Origin of the sequence: Amycolatopsis viridis, from assembly GCF_011758765.1 — a bacterium.
GTDB classification, from domain to species: Bacteria; Actinomycetota; Actinomycetes; order Mycobacteriales; family Pseudonocardiaceae; genus Amycolatopsis_E; species Amycolatopsis_E viridis.
Genome location: NZ_JAANOU010000001.1, coordinates 2352376 through 2366297 on the forward strand (window position 1 = coordinate 2352376; position 13922 = coordinate 2366297).

16 protein-coding genes and 1 pseudogene are annotated in these 13922 nt (G+C 72.9%); 7 read left to right on the forward strand and 10 right to left on the reverse strand.

Annotated features, from left to right (window positions below):
* Positions 1-15: 15 nt before the first annotated feature.
* A complete protein-coding gene (locus FHX46_RS11640; RefSeq protein WP_167113233.1) occupies positions 16-813 on the reverse strand; it encodes a hypothetical protein in 798 nt (265 codons plus the stop codon).
* A 175-nt stretch (positions 814-988) separates the two neighbouring features.
* Between FHX46_RS11640 and FHX46_RS11645 the strand changes: the two genes are divergently transcribed.
* The 3 genes from FHX46_RS11645 (at position 989) to FHX46_RS11655 (ending at position 4297) form a co-directional block, all read left to right on the forward strand.
* Positions 989-1726, forward strand: coding sequence for a polyprenol monophosphomannose synthase (locus tag FHX46_RS11645; protein ID WP_167113235.1), 738 nt, complete (start codon positions 989-991; stop codon positions 1724-1726).
* 82 nt (positions 1727-1808) lie between these two features.
* Positions 1809-3845 carry a S9 family peptidase gene (locus tag FHX46_RS11650; protein ID WP_167113237.1) on the forward strand — a complete coding sequence of 679 codons (2037 nt, stop codon included), beginning with the start codon at positions 1809-1811 and terminating at the stop codon, positions 3843-3845.
* A gap of 203 nt (positions 3846-4048) precedes the next feature.
* Entirely contained in the window at positions 4049-4297 is a 249-nt protein-coding gene (locus FHX46_RS11655; RefSeq protein WP_167113239.1) for a hypothetical protein, read from the forward strand.
* A gap of 70 nt (positions 4298-4367) precedes the next feature.
* Here FHX46_RS11655 and FHX46_RS11660 read toward each other — a convergent pair whose 3' ends face one another.
* Entirely contained in the window at positions 4368-5105 is a 738-nt protein-coding gene (locus tag FHX46_RS11660; protein ID WP_167113241.1) for an ANTAR domain-containing response regulator, read from the reverse strand.
* Between the two features lie 97 nt (positions 5106-5202).
* Here FHX46_RS11660 and FHX46_RS11665 point away from each other — a divergent pair, with 97 nt between their 5' ends.
* The 3 genes from FHX46_RS11665 to FHX46_RS11675 are packed head-to-tail and all read left to right on the forward strand — an operon-like array spanning position 5203 to position 7429.
* A complete protein-coding gene (locus FHX46_RS11665; RefSeq protein WP_167113243.1) occupies positions 5203-5793 on the forward strand; it encodes a phosphoribosylanthranilate isomerase in 591 nt (196 codons plus the stop codon).
* Between the two features lie 56 nt (positions 5794-5849).
* A complete protein-coding gene (locus FHX46_RS11670; protein ID WP_167113244.1) occupies positions 5850-6173 on the forward strand; it encodes a YciI family protein in 324 nt (107 codons plus the stop codon).
* On the forward strand, positions 6170-7429 hold the full coding sequence (locus FHX46_RS11675; RefSeq protein ID WP_167113246.1) for an RNA polymerase sigma factor: 1260 nt from the start codon (positions 6170-6172) through the stop codon (positions 7427-7429). Before FHX46_RS11670 ends, FHX46_RS11675 begins: the two co-directional genes overlap by 4 nt.
* Here the strand turns inward: FHX46_RS11675 and FHX46_RS11680 are convergent.
* The 3 genes from FHX46_RS11680 to FHX46_RS11690 form a co-directional block, all read right to left on the reverse strand.
* The gene (locus FHX46_RS11680) at positions 7396-7746 is read right to left on the reverse strand and encodes a DUF190 domain-containing protein (protein ID WP_167113248.1); all 351 of its coding nucleotides are present in this window, start codon (positions 7744-7746) and stop codon (positions 7396-7398) included. The genes FHX46_RS11675 and FHX46_RS11680 overlap by 34 nt on opposite strands.
* 116 nt (positions 7747-7862) lie before the next feature.
* The gene (locus FHX46_RS11685) at positions 7863-8108 is read right to left on the reverse strand and encodes a hypothetical protein (RefSeq protein ID WP_167113250.1); all 246 of its coding nucleotides are present in this window, start codon (positions 8106-8108) and stop codon (positions 7863-7865) included.
* Positions 8109-8201: 93 nt separating this feature from the next.
* The gene (locus tag FHX46_RS11690) at positions 8202-8399 is read right to left on the reverse strand and encodes a PspC domain-containing protein (protein ID WP_167113252.1); all 198 of its coding nucleotides are present in this window, start codon (positions 8397-8399) and stop codon (positions 8202-8204) included.
* Positions 8400-8587: 188 nt separating this feature from the next.
* On the opposite strand from FHX46_RS11690, the pseudogene FHX46_RS11695 reads away from it, so the two are divergent.
* Positions 8588-9296, forward strand: a pseudogene (locus FHX46_RS11695) (SDR family oxidoreductase).
* Positions 9297-9310: 14 nt separating this feature from the next.
* Here the strand turns inward: FHX46_RS11695 and FHX46_RS11700 are convergent.
* The 5 genes from FHX46_RS11700 to FHX46_RS11720 form a co-directional block, all read right to left on the reverse strand.
* On the reverse strand, positions 9311-9511 hold the full coding sequence (locus FHX46_RS11700; RefSeq protein WP_167113254.1) for a DUF3072 domain-containing protein: 201 nt from the start codon (positions 9509-9511) through the stop codon (positions 9311-9313).
* 65 nt (positions 9512-9576) lie between these two features.
* Complete coding sequence (locus FHX46_RS11705) at positions 9577-11298, reverse strand: aminotransferase class V-fold PLP-dependent enzyme (protein WP_167113256.1); 1722 nt, start codon at positions 11296-11298, stop codon at positions 9577-9579.
* Positions 11298-12062, reverse strand: coding sequence for an amino acid ABC transporter ATP-binding protein (locus FHX46_RS11710; RefSeq protein WP_167113258.1), 765 nt, complete (start codon positions 12060-12062; stop codon positions 11298-11300). Before FHX46_RS11710 ends, FHX46_RS11705 begins: the two co-directional genes overlap by 1 nt.
* A gap of 1 nt (position 12063) precedes the next feature.
* A complete protein-coding gene (locus FHX46_RS11715) occupies positions 12064-12975 on the reverse strand; it encodes an amino acid ABC transporter permease (RefSeq protein WP_167113260.1) in 912 nt (303 codons plus the stop codon).
* Positions 12962-13915: an ABC transporter substrate-binding protein gene (locus tag FHX46_RS11720; protein ID WP_167113262.1), complete on the reverse strand. Its 954-nt coding sequence runs from the start codon at positions 13913-13915 to the stop codon at positions 12962-12964. Before FHX46_RS11720 ends, FHX46_RS11715 begins: the two co-directional genes overlap by 14 nt.
* Positions 13916-13922: the final 7 nt, after the last annotated feature.

The window sequence follows — 13922 nt, forward strand, 5'->3', positions numbered from 1 at the left end:
GCCTGGTCCCCCCGCTCAGGGGGCGCCCACCCGGTGCAGCCGGAGCACCCCGTCGCGCGGCCCGCCGGCGGTCCACGTGCCCGACGCGGCCGTCCAGGTCATGCCGTCGAAGGTGACCCCGTCCAGGCCGAACCGCATCGCGTTGGCGACCAGCCAGCTCGCGTCCGCCCAGCCCTCGGCGGACGGGTGCGGGCCACTGAGCGCCGCGGTCCCCAGCTCGGCCGTGGCGACCGGCACGAGGTCCGCCTCCGGGGCGCCGGGGGAGAGGTCCGAGCAGGTCAGCGCGCTGGGGCGGGCGCCGGTCAGCGCCGCGGCGGTCGCCGCCGCCTGCGACTCCCACTGGGCGTAGGCCTCCGGCAAGGCCGACCGCTGCACCAGCTGCGCGGCCTGCGTCACCGTCAGGTCCGCCCAGCCCGGCTGCTGCTGCAGCCGCTGGTAGAACGTCGTCGCGGCGTACACCGGGTTCGTCACCTCCGCGTAGGTGCCCCACCCCTGGCTCGGCCGCTGCTGGAACAGACCCGCCGAATCGCGGTCGCCGCCGGGCAGGTTCCGCAGCCGCGACTCCTGGATGGCGGTGGCGAGCGCGACCGTCACCGCGTGGCCCGGCACGCCCAGGCGCCGGCCCACCGCGGCGATCGTGGCGGCGTTGCGCGCCTGCTCGACCGTCAGGCGGTAGGTGGAGCCGTCCGCCGCGGTCACCGCGCACCGCGGTCCGGGCACCGGCTTGATCACCAGCACGATCCACGTGACCACCCCCGCGAGCACCACCACGGCGAGGACGAGTGCCAGGAGAGCACCGCGACTCCTGCGCATGCTCCCTCCCTCCTGGCCGCAACGTGTCCCTGTGGTTCCGACGCGCGGCGCCGCCGGGGGTTGGTCCTACCCGCCGCCGTCGGCCGGAAACGATGTCCGCGTTACCCGGACGAGGTGCGCAACCGGGTGCGATACGGTTCGTGCCGACCCGCCACCGCGCACGAAGGATTTGATCATGGGAGACAGCTCCCCGAAGGTCACGGTCGTCGTTCCGACCTACAACGAGCGGGACAACCTGCCCAAGCTGGTCGGACAGCTCACCGGACTCGGGCTGCCCGGCCTGCACGTGCTCGTGGTGGACGACAACTCGCCGGACGGTACCGGCGACGTCGCGGACAAGCTCGCGACCGAGGACCCGGGCCGCATCGGGGTGCTGCACCGGACCGAAAAGGACGGTCTCGGCCGCGCCTACGTCGCCGGCATCACGCGCGCGCTCGACGAGGGCGCCGACATCGTGATCCAGATGGACGCCGACCTGTCCCACCCCGTCGAGGCGGTCCCGCGGATGATCGAGAAGCTGGCGACGTCGGACGCGGCCGTGGTGCTCGGATCCCGCTACGTGGCGGGCGGCTCGCTGGCCGGGGACTGGGGCTGGCACCGCAAGGCGCTGTCGGCGTGGGCGAACTTCTACGTCAACGCGATCCTGCGGCTGCGGGTCAAGGACGCCACCGCCGGGTTCAAGGCCTGGCGCGCGGAGACGCTGCGGCGCATCGACATCGCCACGATCCGCAGCAACGGCTACGCGTTCCAGGTCGAGATGAACTACCGCACGGTCCAGCAGGGCCTGCGGATCGCCGAGATCCCGATCCGGTTCGAGGAGCGCGCGGACGGCGTGTCGAAGATGAGCCTCGCGGTGCAGCTGGAGTCCGCGCTGATGCCGTGGAAGCTGTTGTTCGGCCGCAAACTGGGCTGATCGTCCAGCTCCGCCGGGCACCGTGCTCGCCCGCTGATCGAAAAGGCGGAAAACCGTCGGGGGTCGGTGGTAAGAAGGCGAGGTGACCGACGATCCCTTCGCCGACCTCGACGCCTACGTCCGCCTGCCGCGGTTGTCCGGGCTGGCGCTCTCCCCGGACGGCCGGCGGCTCGTCGTCGGTGTCGCCGCCCCTGATGTCCCGAAGAACCGCTACACCACGGCGTTGTGGGAGGTGGACCCGGCCGGTGAGCGCCCGGCGCGGCGGCTGACCCGCAGTGCCGAGGGCGAGTCCGGTGCCGCCTTCACCCCGTCCGGTGATCTGTTGTTCGTCTCCGCACGCCCGGACACCGGTGCCGAAGGCGAGGACGCGCCGAAGAGCGCGCTGTGGGTGCAGCCGGCCGCGGGCGGGGACGCCCGGGTCGTCGCAGCCCCGGCGGGCGGGGTGCGCGGCGTGGTCGTCGCGGCGGAGGTCGGCACGGTGCTGGCCGGTGCGCCGATGATGCCGTCGGCCACGAGCGCGGAACACGACGCGGAGGTCCGCAAGGCACGCAAGGACGCCGGGGTCTCGGCGATCCTGCACGAGGAGTACCCCATCCGGTACTGGGACCACGATCTCGGCCCGGACCGCACCCGGCTCGTCGTGGCCGACGGCGTGCCGGCGGGGGAGGAGCGGCTCGAGCTGCGCGACCTCACCGGGCACGCCGGGCGGGCACTGGACGACGAGGCGTCCTGGGACGTGTCGCCGGACGGCCGCACCGTCGTCACCACCTGGGTGGTGCCGGAGGCGGGCGGGTCGCAGCGCACGACGGTGGTCGCGATCGACGCGGCCACCGGGGAGCGCCGCGTGCTGGCCGCCGATCCGGACCACGAGTTCGAGGCACCGCGGATCTCGCCCGACGGCACCCGCGTCGCGGTCTCGGTGTACCGCCGCTCGACGCCGGACGCGCCCGGCGACCACTGGCTCGCGCTGGTGCCGCTCGCCGGCGGCGACCCGCGGCCGCTGACCCGGGACTGGGACCGCTGGCCGCACTCGGCGCGGTGGCTGCCGGACGGGTCGGCGCTCGTCGTGGCCGCCGACGACCAGGGCCGCTCGCCGCTGTGGAAGGTCGATGCGACCAGCGGCGAGGTTACGCGCCTGACCGCCGACGACGGCGCCTACACCGAGCCGCGGGTCTCCCCGGACGGGCAGTGGGTTTACGCGCTGCGCTCGGCGGTGGACCACCCGCCCGCGCCGGTGCGGGTCGCCCTCGACGGGTCGGCCGTGCAGCCGCTGCCGGGCCCGGCCGAGGCGCTCGGCCTCGATGCCGCGGTGCCCGGCAGGCTCGACGAGGTCACCGCGACCGCGGAGGACGGCACACCGCTGCGGGCGTGGCTCGCGCTCCCGCGGGACGCGGGCCCGGACGCGCCGGCGCCGCTCCTGCTGTGGATCCACGGCGGCCCGCTGGGCTCGTGGAACGCCTGGCAGTGGCGGTGGAACCCGTGGCTGGCCGTCGCCCAGGGCTACGCGGTCCTGCTGCCGGACCCGGCGATCTCCACCGGCTACGGGTACGACTTCATCCAGCGCGGCTGGGGCGCTTGGGGTGCGGCGCCGTACACCGACCTGATGGCGATCACCGATGCGGCCGAGCAGCACCCCGCCGTCGACGAGACCCGCACGGCCGCGATGGGCGGGTCGTTCGGCGGCTACATGGCCAACTGGGTCGCCGGGCACACCGACCGGTTCCGGGCGATCGTCACGCACGCCTCGCTGTGGGCGCTGGACCAGTTCGGGCCCACCACCGACGCCACGTACTACTGGCAGCGGGAGCTGACGCCGGAGATGGCCGAAGCCAATTCGCCGCACCGCTTCGCCGACCGGATCCGCACCCCGATGCTCGTCATCCACGGCGACAAGGACTACCGCGTGCCGATCGGGGAGGGGCTGCGGCTGTGGTGGGACCTGGTGTCCCGCTCCGCCGCCGGGGACGGGTCGACCCCGCACAAGTTCCTCTACTTCCCCGACGAGAACCACTGGGTGCTGACCCCGCACCACGCCAAGATCTGGTACTCCACGGTGTTCGCGTTCCTCGCGCAGCACGTGCTGGGCAAGGACTGGCAGCGGCCCGACCTGCTCGGCTGACGGCGAGCCGGCGCGACCGGTGGTGCCGGGTGCGCGGACCGCGCCGCGATCGAGCAGTCCGCCCGGAACGCAACCCCACGGGCCACGGTCGGACGAAAATGCCGCCGGGTCCACCCGGACGGGTGGACGCCGCCCTGCGGTGCGGCGCGGAACTGGCTAGCTTTCGGCTCTCGTTCGAATGCACTTCGAGGAAAGGGAGCTCAGTGTTGCGCACACTTCGTGCTGGTGTCGTCGGTCTCGCCGCCGTCTCGGCGGTTCTGACCGGGGCGGGCGCCGCCTCCGCGGGGGTCTCCGCCCCGCAGCTCGAGGCCGTCGGGATGACCGTCAACGGTCTGATGGGCAACGCCGGGACCCCGGGCGTCCTCACCGCCGTCACGGGGGAGGACAGCGCCCTGTCCGCGATCACCGGCGGTAACCCGCTGCGCCAGGTCGCCGGCGCGCTGCCGTTCTGACCGCAGGACCTGCGACGAAGCGCGCCACGCCGGAACCCGGGTGGCGCGCTTCTGGCGTTCAGCGTCTTGTTCAGCGCCGCAGCGACTCGATGAGCGCCCGCGCGACGGCGGCGAGCTTGGTGTTCGTCCGCTGCGACTCCTCGACCAGCCGGGTGAACGCCTCTTCCGCGGTGCAGCCGTGGATCGCCATCAGCACCCCCTTGGCCTGGTCGATCTCGGCGCGCGAGGTCAGCGCGGCCTCCAGCTGGCCGATCTTGCGGTTGGTGGCCGCCCAGCGCCGCGCGTTGATGAAGGCGTCGCACGCGGCGGTGGTGAACAGGCGCATCACGTGTTCGTCGTAGTCGTCGAACGCCTGCGCGGTCAGGCTGTACATGTCCAGCCCGCCGACCACCTCGTCCTCCTCGTCGTCGCCGGGCAGCACCAGCGGCACCGACAGGTAGGTGTTGATGCCGGCCGCCTTGGCCGCCGCGGTGAACTCGGGCCACTCCTGCTCGTGCTCGCCGACCACGGCGCGCACCGGATGGCGGCGGGTCGCGGCCTCCACGCACGGACCGCGACGCGTCCGGTACTGGCACTCGTCGATGTCGACGATGCCCTCGTCGGTGGCTGCCAGCGTGTAGAGGTGACCGTCCTCGGCCACGGCGGTGATCGTCGCCGCGTCGGCCTCCGGCAGGGTGGCGACCGCGTTGTCCGCGATTCCCTTCGCGACCACTTCCAGCGGCTGCTCGGCGGCCTGGCCGCGCAGGTCGTCCAGCGCCTGAGCCACGTGATCGAGGCGGGCGAGGGGATCCGCGCGGCGCTCGGTCATGAGCGGCGGATACCCGGGGCGTGCGGACGGTAATCCCGGGTGGCGCGGCACGTGGGCACCGCGGCGGTCCGGAGAACGCGCCGCCTACCCTGGTGGGGTGTTCGTGAAGATCTGCGGCCTGCGCACCGAGGCCGATGTGGAGTGCGCGGTGGGGGCCGGCGCGGACGCGGTCGGGTTCGTGCTGACCCCGAGCCCGCGGCAGGTCACGGTGGCGGAGGCGGCGCGCCTGGTGGCCGGGGTGCCGCCGGAGGTGCTCGGCGTCGGGGTGTTCCTGGGCATGCCCGTCGCCGACGTCCGCGACATCGCCGTGCGGACCGGGCTCGGCGCGGTCCAGCTGCACGGCCGTGGCTACCGGGCGGAGGATTTCGCCGCCCTCACCGACCTGGGTCTGCGGCTGGTGCGGGCCACCTCAACCAGCGGCTCCCCGGTCGAGGTCGGCGCGTTCGGCGAGGACATGCTGATCCTGGACTCGCCGCGGGCCGGGTCGGGGGAGCAGTGGGACTGGGAGGCGCTGCGCGGGCAGACCGGGCAGTGGCTCCTGGCCGGCGGGTTGCGGCCGGGCAATGTCGCCGACGCCGTGCGGACCGTGCGGCCGTGGGGCGTGGACGTCTCCAGCGGGGTGGAGTCCGCGCGCGGTACGAAGGACCATGGACTGATCCGCGAATTTCTCGCCGCCGCGCGTCCCTGATCGCGGATCCCGTTCGTCGGGAGGGTGAGAATCACGACCGGCGAGGAGGAAACGCGATGCAGTACATGCTGTTGATCTGCGGTGGCCCGGAGGCCGCCGAGCACGCCGAGGACGGCTGCGGGGGCTGGAGCGAGGAGATGGCCGAGCGGGGCGTCCTGCGGGGCGGCGCGGGGCTGCGGCCGCCGCACGAGGCGACCACCGTCCGGGTGCGGTCGGACGAGGTGCTGCTGTCCGACGGCCCGTTCGCCGAGAGCCGGGAGCAGGTCGGCGGGTTCTGCCTGATCGAGTGCGGGGATCTGGACGAGGCCGTGGAGATCGCATCGAAGCACCCGGCGGCGACCTACGGTTCGATCGAGGTCCGGCCGATCTGGCAGCCGTGACCGACGTCCACACGGCACTCGTCCGGGCCTTCCGCGACGAGTGGGGCCAGGTGGTCGCGACCCTGATCCGGCTCACCGGCGACTGGGACCTCGCCGAGGAGTGCGCTCAGGACGCGTTCACCCAGGCCGTCGACTCGTGGGCCCGGGACGGCGTGCCGCGCCGTCCCGGGGCCTGGCTCACCACCACCGCCCGCAACCGCGCTCTCGACCGGCTGCGCCGGGACGCGGTGGGGGCGGCCAAGCTGCGGGAGGTCGCGGCGATGCCCGTTCCGGAGCCCGAACCCGACGACAGCGGCGTGCCGGACGACCGGCTGCGGCTGATGTTCACCTGCTGCCACCCCGCGCTGTCGCTGGACGCGCAGGTCGCGCTGACCCTGCGCACGCTGGCCGGCCTGACCCCGGCCGAGATCGGGCGGGCGCTGCTGGTCGCCGAACCGGCGCTGAAGAAGCGGCTGGTGCGGGCCAAGCAGAAGATCCGGCACGCGGGCATCCCGTACCGGGTGCCGCCGGCGCACCTGCTGCCCGAGCGCACCCCGGCCGTGCTCGCGGTGCTGTACCTGCTGTTCACCGAGGGGTACTCGGCGACGGCCGGCGCCGACCTGCTGCGGCGTGAGCTGTCCGCGGAAGCGATCCGGCTGGCGCGGGTGCTGCACCGGCTGATGCCGGACGAGCCGGAGGCGACCGGGCTGCTGGCGCTCCTGCTCCTGCAGGACGCCCGCCGGGACGCGCGCGTGGACGAGCACGGCGACCTGGTGCTGCTGGCCGACCAGGACCGCAGCCGGTGGGACCGGACCGAGATCGCGGAGGGTGTCGCGCTGCTGGACGGTGCGCTGCGGCGCGGGGCGCCCGGCCCGTACCAGGTGCAGGCGGCGATCGCGGCCTGCCACGGGACCGCGGCCCGCGCGGAGGACACGGACTGGCCGCAGATCGCGGCGCTCTACGGGCGGCTGGCCGAGATGACGCGGTCGCCGGTGGTGGCGGTGAACCGGGCGGTGGCGGTGGGCATGGCCGCCGGTCCGGAGGCTGGGCTGCGAATACTGTCCGATGTGGACCTGCCGGGGTACCACCTGCTGCCCGCAACCCGCGCGGATCTGTTGCGGCGGCTGGGCCGGCACGACGAGGCGGCGCGGGCCTACCGGGAGGCGCTGGAGCTGGTGACCGCCGAGGCCGAGCGCCGCTTCCTCAGCCGGCGGCTGGCGGAGGTGGAGGCGGGGCCGGGCGGTCAGCCCGCCGCGGGCCGGTCCCGGCCGACGTAGCGGATCACCTCGACCGGTTCGACGACGACCAGGCCGTCCCCGATCAGCTCGTCGAGCGTGGGCAGGAAGCCGCGGATCCGGGTTTCGTCGTCGACGACGACGATCACCACCGGCAGGTCGTCGGACAGGGACAGGATGCGGGTGGTGTGCACGTGTTGCGAGGCGCCGTAGCCCTCGATGCCGCGCAGCACGGTGGCACCGGCCAGCCCCGCCTGGTGGGCGCGGTGCACGATTTCGGTGAACAACGGTTTGTGGTGCCACCGGTCGGTCTCGCCGACGAAGATGGTCAGCCGCAGCGCCGGGCCCTGGAGTCTCATCCGTTCCACCCCGCCTTCGCCGGGCACCCCGCGGTGCCCGCGAGGTCAGTGTCTCCCCGGCGCGGGCCCGCCGTCAGGCCCTCACCGCCGGTTGAGCCGGCGGCGAGGGCCTGACGTCAGCGGAGCAGGCGTGCGACGAACCCGGTGACGACGAGCCAGAACAGCGCCGCCACCCCGTAGTTGACCAGCACGTTGAGCTGTTCGTTCGCGATGGGGAAGAGCCCGGGGAAGAACAGCGCGAGCGGCTGGGCGATCGAATCGATGAACCGGTAGAAGGCGTTCGCCGTGTTGGCGCCGGCCAGGACCAGGACGATGTAGATCGCCTCGACGAGCGCGAACAGCGCCCCGATCCCGGTCACCACTCTGACAGCGGTGCCGCGGCCACGGTAGATACCCGTTCTGGTCATACGAAGGGGTGACCGTTTTCGCCAATATCAAACCCGATCGGGGGACGGTCAGTGCCGTTCGTTGGGGATGATGATCCACAGCACCAGGTAGACCAGGAACTGCGGACCCGGCAGCAGACAGGACAGCAGGAAGAGCAGCCGCACGGTGCGGGGCTGCCACCCGAGGCGGTAGGCGAGCCCGGCGCACACTCCGGCGATCACGCGGTTGTGGCGGGACCTTGTCAGGGTCGTCGTTGTCGTCGTCATGCCTCCAGCGTGCTCGCCCCCGGCGCGGAACGCATCGGTGGAAACCCCCGATTCGACCCTGGTGCCGGCCCCACCTCCGCGGCCCCGGCCACCATCGTCCACTGGGGACCGCGAAGCCCGCGTCCCTTCGGTAGGGCGTGCGGAAGCGGATTCTGATCACCGGTGCGAGCGCCGGGCTCGGCGAGGAGATGGCACGGCAGTTCGGGGCGCTGGGGCGCGACCTGGCCCGGTGCGCCCGGCGGGCCGACCGTCTCGAGGCGCTGCGTGCGGAGCTGACCGCCGGCCGGCCCGAGGTTGCGATGGCGAGGTTGCGGTGGCGGTCCGGGGCCTGGACGTCACCGACCACGACGCGGTGTTCCGGGTGTTCCGCGAGCTGCGGGACGAGCTCGGCGGTCTGGACCGGATCGTGGTCAACGCCGGGCTCGGCAAGGGGCAGCCGCTGGGCACCGGGTACTTCGCCGCGAACCGGCAGACCGCGGAGACGAACTTCGCCGCGGCACTGGCGCAGTGCGAGGCGGCGATGGAGATCTTCCGCGAGCAGGGCGCCGGGCACCTGGTGGTGATCTCGTCGATGAGCGCGCTGCGCGGGATGCCGCGCAACCTGACCACGTACGCGGCGAGCAAGGCCGGGGTCGCCGCGCCGGCCGAGGGCATCCGGGCCGACAGGTTCGGCACGGGCATCACGGTGACCACGTTGTTCCCGGCTACATCCGGTCGGAGACGAACGCCCGGGTGGGGAAGGCACCGCTGCTGGTCGACAGCAGGCCCGGGGTGCGGGCGATGGTGCGGGCGACCGAGCGCGAGCGCACCCGCGCCTACACCCCGGCCTGGCCGTGGGCCCCGCTGAGCGTCGCGATGCGGCACCTGCCGCTCCGCTGGCTGGCGAAGATCACCTGAGGCGCTCCCGCGCGTCAGGTGTCCGCGCCGCGGCCGGTTTTTTCCTGCAGGCGGTCGATGAGCTGCGACGCCTGCGCCTTGGTGAGGTCCTCCGGCAGCTCCTCACCGGCCTCGCGGGCCAGTGTCTGCAGGTACGACAGCTGCGGGCCGGTCATCGGCTCCTCGCCGGTCGTCCACTCCTGCGGGTCCTTCTCCGGGTTCTGCGGTCCGGTCACCCCTGCCTCCGTTCGCCGATGTGTTCGAAACGGGGTTACCCCGCCGGAGTCCGGCTCATGCCACCTCAGCCCCGGATCTCGTTGAGGTAGTTGTAGATGGTGTAGCGGGTGACCTCGAGCTCGCCGGCGAGGAAGTCCACCGCGTCCTTGATCAGGAAGAACCCGGCCTCCTCCAGCTCGCGGACGACGGCCGCCTTGTGCTTCTTCTTCATCAGCTCCACCGGGATCCCGGTCTGCGCGACCGCCCGGTCCACCAGGAACCGCTGCAGGCTGTCCACATCGGGCGGGAAGCTCTCCGTCCGCACCTCCGTCGCCGGCCCCCGCGTCACCTCGCTGTTGACGCACAGGCAGCCGATCGCCACGCCGTCGGCGTCGCGCAGGAAGATCGTCGACGACCGGATCGGCCTGCCGTCCGGGCCGTGCGTCTCGTAGTTGGTCAGGTCGTGCGTGGTGCCGCGGCGCACCAGGCCGAGCAGCAGGTCGGTCATCGGGCCGCCGGGGGTGCGGCCGGTGATCTCCCCGGCGATCGCGATGATGGAATCGGGCAGCTTGGACAGGTCGTGCAGCACCACCTCGTTGCCCGGCCCGAGCATCGCGGCCAGCCCGTCGACCGCCGGGACCAGCGCGGACAGCACCGAGTCGGTGGCGTCCGCGGCGAACCGGGGGCCGGCGGGCAGCGGCCGGGACAGGTAGGTCAGCGCGGCGCGCACCGCCTCCGCCGCCGACGCCGGTGTGGAGGCGTGCGGGGACAACCGCACGTGGTCGGTGCGCACGGTCGCGGCGATGCCGTCGGCGGCCAGCACCGCCCCGACCCGCTCGGCGGAGTGCCCGGGCAGCCGGAACGCGAGGATCCCGGCGCGCCGCTGGGTCGCGGACACGATCTCGGCGCCCAGTGACCGCAGCATCTCCTCCAGCTCACCGACCCGCTCGGCGATGCGTGACTCGATGGCCGCCACCCCGGCCTCCTCGACCAGCTCCAGCGCGGCCGCGAAGGCGCCCGAGGTGACCGGGCTGAGGTTGCTGATCGACCAGGACGCCGCGAACTCCGCGGGCGGGTGGATCTCGTCGTCGAACAGGCCCGCGTCGTGCGCGCCGGTCCAGCCGGACAGCACCGGGCGCAGCCGTTCCAGCGCCCGGTCCGACAGCACGGCGAACCCGGTGCCCCAGCCCGCGCGCAGCCACTTCTGCCCGCCCACGACCAGTACGTCGGCGGCCTGCCACGGCTCGTCGGCCACGCCGAAACCCTGGATGCCGTCGACGACGAGCAGCCGGTCGCCGACGGTGTCCCGCAGCGCCGCGAGGTCGGCGCGGTAGCCGGTGCGGAAGTCCACGGCGCTGACCGACACCGTGGTGGTGTCGCCGCTGAGCTCCGCGGCGACGGCCTCCGGCGTGGCGTACCCGTGCGGCGGCCGCATGCGGCGCAGCGTGATCCGCCCGGCCTCCGCGGCGCGCGCCCACGGGTAGGTGTTGGCCGGGAATTCCGCCGCGGACACCAGGACTTCGCCGGGCGGGGCGTTGAAGGCGGCCTGGAACAGGCCCTGGCTGGTGTTGGGCAGCAGGACGACGTGATCGGTGTCGGTGCCGCACAGGCGTGCCACCGCGGCCTTCGCGCGGACCTCCTGCCGCATCAGGTCGTCCACAGTGGACGGTCCGGCCTTCGCCGAGGAGTGCAGCAGGCGCGCGGTGGTGTCCACGACGGCGTGCGAGGGCGGGCCGTACCGGGCGAAGTCCAGGTAGCCCGCGGGCTCGTCGAACTGGAGCAGGTAGCTGGGCGAGATCCTGGCCATCAGAGGATGCGCGCCAGGAACTGCCGGGTGCGCTCGTGCCGGGGCGCGCCGAGGACCTGCGCGGGCGGCCCGGTCTCCACGACCGCGCCGTCGGCCATGAAGACGACCTCGTCGGCCACCTCCCGTGCGAACCCCATCTCGTGTGTCACGACGACCATTGTCATCCCTTCGGCCGCGAGCGAGGTCATCACCTCCAGGACCTCGCCGACCAGCTCCGGGTCCAGCGCCGAGGTCGGCTCGTCGAACAACATCAGTTTCGGTTTCATCGCCAGCGCCCGCGCGATCGCGACCCGCTGCTGCTGGCCGCCGGAGAGCTGATCGGGGTAGGCGCCGGCGCGGTGCGCCAGGCCCACCCGGTCCAGCAGCTCCAGCGCGGTACGCCGGGCCTGGGCCGGATCCAGGCCGCGCACCCGCACCGGGCCCTCGGTGACGTTCTGCAGCACGGTGCGGTGGGCGAACAGGTTGAACCGCTGGAACACCATGCCGATGTCCTGCCGCTGCCGGGCGACCTCCCGCTCACGCAGCTCGTGCAGCTTTCCCTTGTGCAGGCGGAACCCGATCGGCTCGCCGTCCACCCACACCTGCCCGGCGTCGATCGTCTCCAGGTGGTTGACGCACCGCAGGAAGGTGCTCTTGCCGGCGCCGGACGGACCGAGCAGGCACACCACCTGTCCCTTGTGGACATCCAGGTCGATGCCGCGCAGCACCTCGGTGCCGGCGAAGTGCTTGCGCACGCCGACCGCGCGCAACAGGGGTTCGGTCATGTCAGGCCCTCCGCAGCGTCGTCAGGGCGCGGCCCACCCGGGACCAGGGCCGGGCCGCGACGGGCTCGGCCGCGAACGCGCGTTCCAGGTAGTGCTGGCCGATCCCGGCGACGGTGACCACGACCATGTACCAGATCGCGGCCGCCAGCAGGGTCTCCATCACCAGCAGGTTGTTCGAGGAGATGTTGTTGGCCGCGTGGATCAGCTCGGTCACCCCGATCACCGACGCCATCGAGGTGCCCTTGAGCATGTTGATGAAGTCGTTGCCGGTCGGCGGGATGATGACCCGCATCGCCTGCGGCAGCACGATCCGCCGCAGCGTGGTGGCCGGGGTCATGCCGATCGACTTCGCCGCCTCGGTCTGGCCGCGGTCGACGCTGTTCAGGCCCGCCCGCACGATCTCGGCCATGTAGGCGCTCTCGTTGAGCGCGAGCCCGAGCAGTGCCGCGACGAACGCGCTGACCACCACGTTGGTCGGCTCGTGCACCAGGTAGCCGCCGCCGAACGGCAGCGGGATCGAGACGAACTCGAACACCAGCGCCAGGTTGAACCAGATCAGGATCTGCAGCAGCACCGGCAGCCCGCGGAACAGCCAGATGTAGACCGCGGCGACCACACGGGCCACCGGGTTCGCCGAGCGCCGCATCAGGGCGATCACCACACCGATGACGACGGCGACGGCCTGCGCGATCACCGCGAGCAGGACGGTGTTGAGCAGGCCCACGGCCATCACCCGGTACCACAGGAACCCGGGGACCGTGTCGTAGGAGATCTTCGCGCCGGCCAGCACCACGCCGAGACCCGCCAGCAGCGCCAGGATGATCACCGCGGCCACCCAGCGGCCCCAGTGCCGCAGCCGGACGATGGGCAGTTCGGCCTGCGGCACCCGGGTGGTGACGTCAGCTTCCGGCATTGACGGTGACCTTCGTGATCGCGCCCTGCTGCACGCCCCACGCGCCGAGGATGCGGCCGTAGGTGCCGTCGTCGGCGAGCTCGGTCAGCGCCTTCGCCACGGCGTCGCGCAGCTGCGGGTTGGCCTTGTTGACGCCGATGCCGTAGGGGCCGCCGTTGATCGGCTCACCGGGCACGACCTCGAAGAACTCGCCGTTGCCCGCGTTCTTGCTGACGTAAGCGGCGGTCGGCAGGTCGTTGAGGATCGCGGCGACCCGCCCGGTGCGCAGCTGGTTCTGGTTCTGCGAGTCGCTGTCGGTGGCGGTCGTGGTGACCGGCGGCTTGCCGGCCTGGACGCACCTGGTGCTCTGCTCGGTGGCGAAGGTCTGGTGGCTGGTGCCCTGCACGACCGCGACGTTCTTGCCGCACAGCGAGTCCGGGCCGGTGATGCCGTCCGGGTTGCCCTTGCGGACCATGATCGTGATGCCGGAGGTGAAGTAGTCCACGAAGTCGATCTGCTGCTGGCGCGCCTTCGTGTCGTTCATCCCGGCCATCGTGAGGTCCAGCCGTCCGGATTGCAGGCTGGTGATCAGTGAGCCGAAGGCCATATCGGTGTGCTGCGCGGTGAGGCCGAGTTTCGCCGCGACGGCCTTGGCGATGTCCACTTCGAACCCGACCGGCGTCTTGCCGTCGGCGGCGTAGAAGTTGTTCGGTGCGGACTGCATGTTCGCGCCGATGGTGAGTTTGCCGGCCTGCGCGATCGGCGCCGGGAGGGACGACGCGAGCTGGGCGTCCTTCGTGACGCCCTGCAGGATGGCCGCGGTGTCCGGCACCCCCGAGCCGGTCGCGGTCCCCCCGGCGGCACCGCCGGCACCGTCGGACCCGCCGCCGCACGCGGTCGTGAGCAGCAGGCAGCCGACGACCACCGCGCCCCAGCGCGTCACCCGTGACCTCGCAGACATCGCATCT

Coding starts and splice junctions, on each gene's coding strand:
- FHX46_RS11640 (WP_167113233.1), bottom strand. CDS start 813: ATGCGCAGGAGTCGCGGTGCTCTCCTGGCACTCGTCCTCGCCGTGGTG.
- FHX46_RS11645 (WP_167113235.1), top strand. CDS start 989: ATGGGAGACAGCTCCCCGAAGGTCACGGTCGTCGTTCCGACCTACAAC.
- FHX46_RS11660 (WP_167113241.1), bottom strand. CDS start 5,105: ATGACCGAGCGCCGCGCGGATCCCCTCGCCCGCCTCGATCACGTGGCT.
- FHX46_RS11670 (WP_167113244.1), top strand. CDS start 5,850: ATGCAGTACATGCTGTTGATCTGCGGTGGCCCGGAGGCCGCCGAGCAC.
- FHX46_RS11680 (WP_167113248.1), bottom strand. CDS start 7,746: ATGAGACTCCAGGGCCCGGCGCTGCGGCTGACCATCTTCGTCGGCGAG.
- FHX46_RS11690 (WP_167113252.1), bottom strand. CDS start 8,399: ATGACGACGACAACGACGACCCTGACAAGGTCCCGCCACAACCGCGTG.
- FHX46_RS11705 (WP_167113256.1), bottom strand. CDS start 11,298: ATGGCCAGGATCTCGCCCAGCTACCTGCTCCAGTTCGACGAGCCCGCG.
- FHX46_RS11710 (WP_167113258.1), bottom strand. CDS start 12,062: ATGACCGAACCCCTGTTGCGCGCGGTCGGCGTGCGCAAGCACTTCGCC.
- FHX46_RS11715 (WP_167113260.1), bottom strand. CDS start 12,975: ATGCCGGAAGCTGACGTCACCACCCGGGTGCCGCAGGCCGAACTGCCC.
- FHX46_RS11720 (WP_167113262.1), bottom strand. CDS start 13,915: ATGTCTGCGAGGTCACGGGTGACGCGCTGGGGCGCGGTGGTCGTCGGC.